The organism is Sphingomonas sp. LH128, from assembly GCF_000293195.2.
Taxonomy (GTDB): Bacteria; Pseudomonadota; Alphaproteobacteria; order Sphingomonadales; family Sphingomonadaceae; genus Novosphingobium; species Novosphingobium resinovorum_A.
Genome location: NZ_ALVC01000104.1, coordinates 1 through 7,927 on the forward strand (window position 1 = coordinate 1; position 7,927 = coordinate 7,927).

General features: G+C 64.6%; 11 protein-coding genes. 10 read left to right on the forward strand and 1 reads right to left on the reverse strand.

Features of this window, described 5'->3' with window-relative positions:
* Window positions 1-877: uroporphyrinogen decarboxylase (hemE, locus tag LH128_RS08780; RefSeq protein WP_008829260.1), on the reverse strand; the 877-nt coding region annotated here is incomplete at its 3' end.
* 345 nt (window positions 878-1,222) lie between these two features.
* Between hemE and LH128_RS08785 the strand changes: the two genes are divergently transcribed.
* The 10 genes from LH128_RS08785 to LH128_RS08830 all read left to right on the forward strand — a co-directional run bounded on the left by LH128_RS08785 (window position 1,223) and on the right by LH128_RS08830 (window position 7,637).
* The gene (locus LH128_RS08785) at window positions 1,223-2,071 is read left to right on the forward strand and encodes a pyruvate, water dikinase regulatory protein (RefSeq protein WP_008829261.1); all 849 of its coding nucleotides are present in this window, start codon (window positions 1,223-1,225) and stop codon (window positions 2,069-2,071) included.
* An 11-nt stretch (window positions 2,072-2,082) separates the two neighbouring features.
* On the forward strand, window positions 2,083-2,667 hold the full coding sequence (locus LH128_RS08790; RefSeq protein WP_008829262.1) for a Maf family protein: 585 nt from the start codon (window positions 2,083-2,085) through the stop codon (window positions 2,665-2,667).
* The gene (locus tag LH128_RS08795) at window positions 2,664-3,518 is read left to right on the forward strand and encodes a shikimate dehydrogenase family protein (RefSeq protein ID WP_008829263.1); all 855 of its coding nucleotides are present in this window, start codon (window positions 2,664-2,666) and stop codon (window positions 3,516-3,518) included. The genes LH128_RS08790 and LH128_RS08795 overlap by 4 nt, the downstream gene beginning before the upstream one ends.
* Window positions 3,515-4,102: a dephospho-CoA kinase gene (gene coaE / locus LH128_RS08800; RefSeq protein WP_008829264.1), complete on the forward strand. Its 588-nt coding sequence runs from the start codon at window positions 3,515-3,517 to the stop codon at window positions 4,100-4,102. Before LH128_RS08795 ends, coaE begins: the two co-directional genes overlap by 4 nt.
* A gap of 50 nt (window positions 4,103-4,152) precedes the next feature.
* Complete coding sequence (dnaQ, locus tag LH128_RS08805) at window positions 4,153-4,836, forward strand: DNA polymerase III subunit epsilon (RefSeq protein ID WP_008829265.1); 684 nt, start codon at window positions 4,153-4,155, stop codon at window positions 4,834-4,836.
* A gap of 25 nt (window positions 4,837-4,861) precedes the next feature.
* The gene (hpf, locus tag LH128_RS08810) at window positions 4,862-5,434 is read left to right on the forward strand and encodes a ribosome hibernation-promoting factor, HPF/YfiA family (protein WP_008829266.1); all 573 of its coding nucleotides are present in this window, start codon (window positions 4,862-4,864) and stop codon (window positions 5,432-5,434) included.
* 113 nt (window positions 5,435-5,547) lie between these two features.
* Window positions 5,548-6,009: a PTS sugar transporter subunit IIA gene (locus LH128_RS08815; RefSeq protein WP_008829267.1), complete on the forward strand. Its 462-nt coding sequence runs from the start codon at window positions 5,548-5,550 to the stop codon at window positions 6,007-6,009.
* Window positions 5,999-6,484, forward strand: coding sequence for a PaaI family thioesterase (locus LH128_RS08820; RefSeq protein WP_008829268.1), 486 nt, complete (start codon window positions 5,999-6,001; stop codon window positions 6,482-6,484). The genes LH128_RS08815 and LH128_RS08820 overlap by 11 nt, the downstream gene beginning before the upstream one ends.
* On the forward strand, window positions 6,484-6,810 hold the full coding sequence (locus LH128_RS08825) for a DUF1491 family protein (protein WP_008829269.1): 327 nt from the start codon (window positions 6,484-6,486) through the stop codon (window positions 6,808-6,810). Before LH128_RS08820 ends, LH128_RS08825 begins: the two co-directional genes overlap by 1 nt.
* Before the next feature lie 200 nt (window positions 6,811-7,010).
* Window positions 7,011-7,637 (forward strand): cell wall hydrolase, encoded by a 627-nt coding sequence (locus LH128_RS08830; RefSeq protein WP_008829270.1) that lies wholly within the window; start codon window positions 7,011-7,013, stop codon window positions 7,635-7,637.
* Window positions 7,638-7,927: the final 290 nt, after the last annotated feature.

The following is a 7,927-nucleotide window of genomic DNA, read 5'->3' on the forward strand; positions in this document are numbered from 1 at the left end:
CGCCCGCCAGCAGGAGCAGCGGATCGAGATTGCCCTGCACCGGCAGCCCTTGGGGAAGTTCGCGCGCGGCCCAGATCGGGTCGATGGTCTCGTCGATTCCGACCGCGTCGACTCCGGTTTCGCGGGCATAGGCGGGAAGTTTCTCGCCCGAGCCCTTCGGGAAGCCGATGATCGGAGTCTCGGGGTGACGCGCCTTCACGGCAGCGGTGATCGCGGCATTGGGGGCGATCACCCAGCGCTCGAACTGCGCGGGCGAGAGACTGCCTGCCCATGAATCGAACAGCTGCACCGCTTCGGCGCCGGCCTCGATCTGGCCGCACAGGTATTCCACGGTCACCTGAATCACCGCATCGATGATTGCTCCGAAGGCGCCCGGATCGCGATAGGCCATGGCGCGGGTGTCGTGCTGGTCGCGACTCCCCTCGCCTGCCACCATGTAGGTCGCGACGGTCCAGGGCGAACCGGCGAAACCGAGCATCGTCTTGTCGTCATCAAGCTGGGCGCGAACCTTCCGCACGGTCTCGTAGATCGGCGAAAGACGCTCAGGCACCTGAGTCAGCCCCTCCAGCGCATTGTCCACAAGCCGGGGAGTCAGTTTCGGCCCCTCTCCGGCGAGGAACTGGAGGTCCTGCCCCATCGCGTAAGGCACGATGAGAATGTCGGAGAACAGGATGGCGCCATCGAAGCCGAAACGGCGGATCGGTTGCAGGGTGATCTCGGCGGCGGCGTCCGTATCGTAGACGAGCGCGAGAAAACCGCCCTTTTCGGCGCGCAACTCGCGGTATTCGGGGAGGTAGCGGCCGGCCTGGCGCATGAGCCACAGCGGCCGCCTGCGCGCGTTGTTTCCGCGCAGAGTTTCGAGGAGGATTCCGGGCATCGCGTCACGTCCCAACAAAAAAATAGAAATTTTATATAAGGATGATGGAGTCTGTTGGCCCTGTGGATATCGGGGATTGGCTCGCCTTGCCCGATTTACCCCCGGATGAACAGATTGAAGAGTCAGATGCGACTCTTGGACGAGAGTGAGTCAACGAAAGGTTGTTCGCCTTGTCCACAGGGTGTGGGAAGAGTCGGCCCGCCTGTCCAGAAACTGACTCGGTGAATCCCCATAGCGGGCAGGAAATGCCGCTGAGGAGTTTTCACCGAGTTGTCACCGGGCTCCTCCCATGGTTTATGCCGCCACATATCCACACCCCTTGCCCTTCGGAGGCCCTGAGCCGGCATGGCGCGTTTCCATCTGCACCTCCTGTCAGATTCCACCGGCGAAACGCTGGAGATGATCGCCAAGGCGGCCCTCGCGCAGTTCGACGACGACGGCGAAGTCCTGCGGCATTTCTGGCCGATGGTCCGCTCGCAGCAGCACCTCGATCGGATCATGGGCGAGATTTCCGCGAACCCGGGCCTCGTCTTCTTCACCCTGGTCAACGAGGAGACGCGCGGGCGCCTCGAAGAGAGGTGCCAGCAACTCGGCCTGCCAGCGATCGCGGTGCTCGACGGGGTGACCGACGCGCTCGAGGCGCTGCTGGGGCAGGAGGCGAAGGGACGTCCGGGCCGCCAGCACCGGCTCGACGACGCCTATTTCGCGCGCGTCGATGCGATCCAGTTCACCATCGCCCATGACGACGGCGTGTTGTGGGAAGAGTGGGAGGAAGCCGATATCCTGCTCGCCGGGGTGTCGCGCACCAGCAAGACGCCGACCTCGATCTACCTCGCCAATCGCGGGTACAAGGTGGCGAACATTCCGATCGTCGTCGAAAGCCCGCCGCCGCAGATGCTGTTCGGGCTGCGCCATCCGCTGGTGGTCGGCCTGACGACCGCGCCCGATCGGCTGATCCAGATCCGCCGCAACCGCCTGCTCTCGCTCAGCCAGTCGCCCGACACCGACTATGTTGCGACCGACGCGGTGGAGAGCGAGCTGAAATATGCGCGGCGCATGTTCGCGGACAATTCCTGGCCGGTGATCGACGTCACCCGCCGCTCGATCGAGGAGACCGCCGCGGCGGTGATCAACCTCTATAACGAACGCAAGGCGGCGGGCCAGACCGGCCAGGTCGGCCCGAAGCCCATCTAGCAGAGTTTTCCATGATCGTTCTTGCATCCCAGAGCGGCTCGCGCCGCGCCATGCTCGAAGCGGCGGGCATCGCCTACCGCGCCCAGCCCGCCCATGTCGACGAACGCGGGATCGAGGCGGCGCTCGGCGATGCCTCCGCGCCCGAAGTCGCGTTGGAACTTGCGAAGGCAAAGGCCCTGAATGTTTCACGTGAAACATCGGGTGCGGTCGTGCTCGGTAGCGATTCCCTCGTGTCCTGCGGTGGGCGGCGGTTCGACAAGCCCGCCAGCCGGGAGAACGCGGCCGAGCATGTGCGCTTCTTCTCGGGTAAGGTGATGGAGCTGCACAGCGCGGCTGCCCTCGTGCGCGATGGCGAAGTGCTCTGGGCGGAGAATGCGGTGGCGCAGTTGCATGTCGCGGATTTGTCCGATGCCTTCATCGAGAGTTACCTCGACGCGGAATGGCCCGAAGTCGGTGCCTGCGTCGGCGTCTTCCGGATCGAGGGGCGCGGCGTGCAGCTGTTCGAGAAGATCGACGGCGATTACTTCACGATTCTGGGCATGCCGCTGCTCAAGGTCCAGGCGGCGCTGCGCGGGCTGGGAGTCCTGACGCGATGACACGCTATGCCGAAGTGATCGGCGATCCGATCGCGCAGTCCAAGTCGCCCGCGATCCACAATTTCTGGCTTGCCGAGCTGGGGATCGAAGGCCGCTACGACCACTGCCTCGTCAAGCTGGAGGACCTCGGCGACTATCTCGCGAAGCGCCGCGCCGATCCCGACTGGCGCGGCTGCAACGTGACGATGCCGCACAAGCTGTCGATCCTGCCGCTGATGGACCGGCTCGACCCCCTCGCTGCGCAGATCGGCGCGGTCAACACCGTCGTGCGCGAGTCCGACGGCACCCTCACCGGCTACAACACCGACGCGCCGGGATTCCTGGAGCCGGTGCGCGATGAACTGGCGAAGACGCACCTCTTCCGCATGGCCCGCATCCTCGGCACCGGCGGCGCGGCGCGGGCAATCATCGCGGGGCTGGCCAACGAGCACTTCGTCATCGTCCTCGCGGGCCGCGATCCGGCCAAGGCGCGCGCCATGCTCGACGAACTCGCGCCGGGCGGCGAGCACCACGCCATCGGCCTCGACCACTTCGCCGACGCCACCGACTTCGCCTTTGACGACCGCGAGCAGTGCTTCGACCTCGTCGTCAACGCCAGCCCGCTCGGCATGACCGGGCAGCCGCCGCTGGCCTTCGACTTCAGCCACGCGCCGCCGCGCAGCGTGGTCTACGATATCGTCACCAGTCCGCTCGACACGCAGTTCCTGCAGGATGCACGCGGCGCCGGATTCGAGACGGTGGACGGCCTTTCCATGCTGATCGGGCAGGCGGACTCGGCATTCATGCATTTCTTCGGCGCCCGCCCTCCCCGCGACCGCGATGCCGCTCTGCGCGAGTTGATTCTCAAATGAAAATTCTGGGCCTCACCGGATCGATCGGCATGGGCAAGTCGACGGTCGCGCAGATGCTGCGCGACCTCGACGTGCCGGTGTTCGATGCCGATGCCGCGGTACACGAACTACAGGGTCCGAACGGCGCACTGGTGCCGCTGATCGAGGCGGCCTTTCCCGGCACTACGGATGCGTCAGGTGTCGTTAGACCCCTGCTGGGTGCCGTCGTGTTCCAGGACAAGGATAAGCTCGCGACTCTGGAGCGAATCGTCCACCCCGCCGTCGCGGCGATGCGGGGGGACTTCCTGCGGGACAATGCCGAGGCGCCGCTGGTCGTCTTCGACATTCCGCTGCTCTACGAAAAGGGCAGCGAAAAGGGCCTCGATGCGGTCGCGGTAGTGTCCGCCCCGGGCGGGGAACAGCGCCGCCGGGTGCTCGCGCGGCCGGGCATGACTGCGGAAAAATTCGAGCAGATTCTGGCACTTCAGGTGCCCGATGCCGAGAAACGCGCGCGTGCCGACTACGTGATCGACACCGGCACTACGCTCGATGCGACCCGCGAACAGGTGGCCGGTATCGTGCAGGCGCTGAGGCGAGCCGAATAATCCGCTCCAGCCCCTTGCACATGGGGGCGCACAGGCAGATATGGAGAGGGATGAGAGAGATCATCTTCGACACCGAAACGACCGGCTTCGACCCGAAAAACGGGGACCGCATGGTGGAAATCGGATGCATCGAGATGGTCAACCGGGTGGTGACCGGCCGCACTTACCACGCCTATTTCAACCCCGAACGCGGCATGCCCGCGGAGGCCGAGGCGGTGCACGGCCTGTCCGACGCCTTCCTCGCCGACAAGCCCCTGTTCTCGGCCTGCGCGCAGGAATTCCTCGACTTCATCGAGGACAGCGCGATGGTCGCCCACAACGCCAACTTCGATTTCAACTTCATCAACGCCGAGCTGAAGCTATGCGGGCTTCCCGAGGTTTCGCGTGAGCGCATGGTCGATACCGTGGCGCTCGCCAAAGTGCGCCATCCCGGCGCCAAGCTCTCGCTCGACGCGCTTTGCAGTCGCTACGGGATCGACCGCAGTCACCGCACCAAGCACGGCGCGCTGCTCGACTCCGAACTGCTTGCCCAAGTTTACGTGGAACTGCGGGGAGGCCGTCAGATCGGCCTCGAACTTTCTGCAGAAACCACTGAGATCGTGACGGAAATCAAGGTTCTCAACACGAAGAACCGTATTTTCCGTCAGCCGCGTCCCCACGCGGCTACCGAGGCGGAACTCTCTGCGCACGCAGAGTTTCTCAAGTCGGTCGATACCCCGCTCTGGGGTGCCTGAACTCTAAGTCTAAGGAGAAACGCCCATGGATATCCGCGTCTCTGGTCACCAGGTCGAAACCGGCGAGGCCCTGCAGGTCCACGCCAACGACAAGCTCACGGCGATCATCGAGAAGTATTTCAACCGGGCGCTGTCGTCTCACGTCACTTTCGGCCGAGCGCCGGCGGGGGCGTTCAAGTGCGACATCATCATGCACGTGATGCAGAACCTCGTGCTCAAGGGCAGCGGCATGGCGCAGGACGCGCATGTCGCCTGCGATCAGGCCGCCGAGAAGATCGACAAGCAGCTGCGCCGCTACAAGCGCCGCCTGAAGGACCGCTCCGAACAGACGGCCCATGCCAATGCGGCCGAGGACGCCGCCTACACGATCTTCGAGGAGAACGTCGCAGACAACGACACGGACGACCTCGAAGCCGACGCCCCGGTGGTCATTGCCGAAACCCGGGTGGACGTTCCTGAAGCCACCGTTTCGGACGCGGTAATGATGCTCGACTTGCGCAATACTACGGCTCTCTTCTTCAAAAATGCTGGCACCGGGCGACATAATATGGTCTACCGCCGCGGTGATGGGTCGATCGGCTGGGTCGAACCGCACTGACGCTTTTCGCGCACAGCTTCTGATCGCAACGAGAGGAAGAAACGAACCCCCGGTTTTCCGCCGGGGGTTTCGGAGCATGCAATGTTGGCAACCGGTCAAGTATCAGAAACGCAATGAGTGGGCTTTTTTCGCTGGCGCCCGAGGCTGTCATCACCCTCGACGCGGACAGCAAGGACATCATCCTGGACCGCCTCGCGGCTCGGTTCGCTTCGGTCTATGGTCTCGACCATCAGGCCGTGCTGGCGCGCATCACCGAGCGTGAGCAGCTTGGCAGCACCGGGTTCGGGCGACGCATCGCCATCCCCCATGCGCGCATGGCGGGGCTGACGCGTCCCGTTGCCGTGTTCATGCGCCTCGCTTCCTCAGTCGAATTCGAAGCCGCGGACGGCGTGCCGATCGACCTCGTGTTCGGCCTGCTCTCCCCCGAAGGCGCGGGCGCGACACATCTTCATGCTCTGGCGGCGATCTCGCGCATGATGCGTGACGAGCGCATGCACGAAGCGCTGCTGGCCGCTCCGGGCACCGAAGCGCTCTACAGCCTGCTGAGCAACGTCATCGACCGCGATGCAGCCTGAAGACACTGCCGAAGGCCAGATTCAGGGCGGCGCCGGGCTTCACTGGCGCGCGCTGGAGGGGCTCTATGCCTCCGCCCCCATCAACCAGATGTTCCGCTCGAAGCTGGAAATCGTCGGCGACGGGCATGCGCGCATCACGTTCCTGGTCGAGCCCGACTGTTTCCATGCGGCCGGCGCGGCGCACGGGACCATCTATTTCAAGATGCTCGACGATGCGGCTTTTTACGCTGCCAACACTCACGTCACCGATCGCTTCCTGCTGACGACCTCGTTCAACCTGCACTTGTCCAAGCCCATCAAGGGCGGCCGTATCGTGTGCGAGGGCCGCTGGGTGAGCGGTCGCCGCCGCGTGCTGGTGGCCGAGTCCTGGCTGATCGACGAGGACGGCGAGGAATGCGGGCGCGGCACCGGAACGTTCATGCGATCGCGCATCGCGCTCTCCAGCCTGCCCGGCTATTCGATTCCGCAAGCCTGATGGATTCCCGCCTCCCCGCTCACCTCGAGGTTTCCGCGCTGATTCGCCGCGTCAATGGCGAGGGCGGATTCGCGACGGTGCTGGCTAAAGGCGAACAGGACGCCGGGACGATCCTTGTCGTTCTTTCGCACAATGGATCGAATGTGCGCCTTCATGAACGGATGCCCGAACTCGACGGCACCCGGCGCTGGCGCTGCTCCAAGACTCAGGATCCTGAAAACCCGTTCGAATTTCAGGAGTACCTAGACCGGCGCAAGCGTCAGGACCCCGACGTGTGGATCGTCGAACTCGATGGCGTAGACGCCGAACGCTTCATCGGGGCCTGACCCGGTGCGGGTTGACTTGCCCGGCCCACAGCCTAAAGGCCCCCTTCACTGACGCGAAAGCGGCTCGGACAGCACTTCGGCTTGTCCGGCTAGCACGCAGACGGGGAATCGTCGGCAGGCTCGACGGAAACAGAACGTCACTTCGTGGCATTCCGTTCCAGCCTGTGTCGGACCGGTTCACCGCCTTTGATCAAGTTTGAATGCGAAAGAAAGTTGAGTGGGCGAGCGCGATTGCGCTGGCCGCGACGGTTCTCACCGCTCTTCTAGGCGCCACGGGCTCGGGCGCCGCCGCATCGGATTTCATTCCGACGCTGGTAGAAACGAAGCCCACCCCGCAGTTCGTTTCCGAACCGGTCGTGCAGGCGCTTCCCGCCGCCGAGACCGAGACCGAGGAAGCAGACGCCCCCGATGCGGATTCCCTTCAGGAACTGGTGTCTCAGCAGGAGACGCCGGATGACATGTCGCGCGACATGCGCTGCCTGGCCGGCGCGATCTACTTCGAAGCACGCGGTGAATCGCTGGAAGGCCAGCTCGCCGTTGGCCGTGTGATCGTCAACCGCACCAAGTCGGGCCGCTTCCCGACGAGCTATTGCGGCGTGGTCTACCAGCCCTCGCAGTTCTCGTTCATTCGCGGCCGCTCGATGCCTGCCGTGCGCGAGAATTCGCCCAGCTGGCAGGAAGCCGTCGCGATCGCCCAGATCGCCGAGGACGGCGCCTGGAAGAGCAAGGCCAAGGGTGCGCTGTTCTTCCACGCCAAGCGCGTGTCGCCGCGCTGGAGCAAGCTGACGAAGCTGGCTCAGGTGGATAACCACATCTTCTATCGCTGATCGCTGACCCTCCCTGTTCCGTAGGAATGGGGAGGTGGCAGCCCGCAGGGCTGACGGAGGGGTTTCTCCCCCTCCACCACCGACTTCGTCGGCGGTCCCCCTCCCCATTCCTGCGGAACAGGGAGGATAAAGGCGCATTTCGTCTCTTCCCGCCTGACTCCGGCTGTCCTAACACGACGCCGTGAAGCCCGCCCACCGCATTCTCCTGACCGTCGCCGCGCTCGGCTCCGTCGCGTTTGCCACGCAGGCGCTGACGCAGCAGGGCGGGCTTGCGGTGCTCGACCCGGCGG

Bases quoted from the DNA above. Each gene is read 5' to 3' on its own strand.
- LH128_RS08815 (WP_008829267.1), top strand. From the start codon at position 5,548: ATGAGTGGGCTTTTTTCGCTGGCGCCCGAGGCTGTCATCACCCTCGAC.
- LH128_RS08795 (WP_008829263.1), top strand. From the start codon at position 2,664: ATGACACGCTATGCCGAAGTGATCGGCGATCCGATCGCGCAGTCCAAG.
- LH128_RS08790 (WP_008829262.1), top strand. From the start codon at position 2,083: ATGATCGTTCTTGCATCCCAGAGCGGCTCGCGCCGCGCCATGCTCGAA.
- LH128_RS08825 (WP_008829269.1), top strand. From the start codon at position 6,484: ATGGATTCCCGCCTCCCCGCTCACCTCGAGGTTTCCGCGCTGATTCGC.
- LH128_RS08785 (WP_008829261.1), top strand. From the start codon at position 1,223: ATGGCGCGTTTCCATCTGCACCTCCTGTCAGATTCCACCGGCGAAACG.
- dnaQ (WP_008829265.1), top strand. From the start codon at position 4,153: ATGAGAGAGATCATCTTCGACACCGAAACGACCGGCTTCGACCCGAAA.
- hpf (WP_008829266.1), top strand. From the start codon at position 4,862: ATGGATATCCGCGTCTCTGGTCACCAGGTCGAAACCGGCGAGGCCCTG.
- coaE (WP_008829264.1), top strand. From the start codon at position 3,515: ATGAAAATTCTGGGCCTCACCGGATCGATCGGCATGGGCAAGTCGACG.
- LH128_RS08830 (WP_008829270.1), top strand. From the start codon at position 7,011: ATGCGAAAGAAAGTTGAGTGGGCGAGCGCGATTGCGCTGGCCGCGACG.
- LH128_RS08820 (WP_008829268.1), top strand. From the start codon at position 5,999: ATGCAGCCTGAAGACACTGCCGAAGGCCAGATTCAGGGCGGCGCCGGG.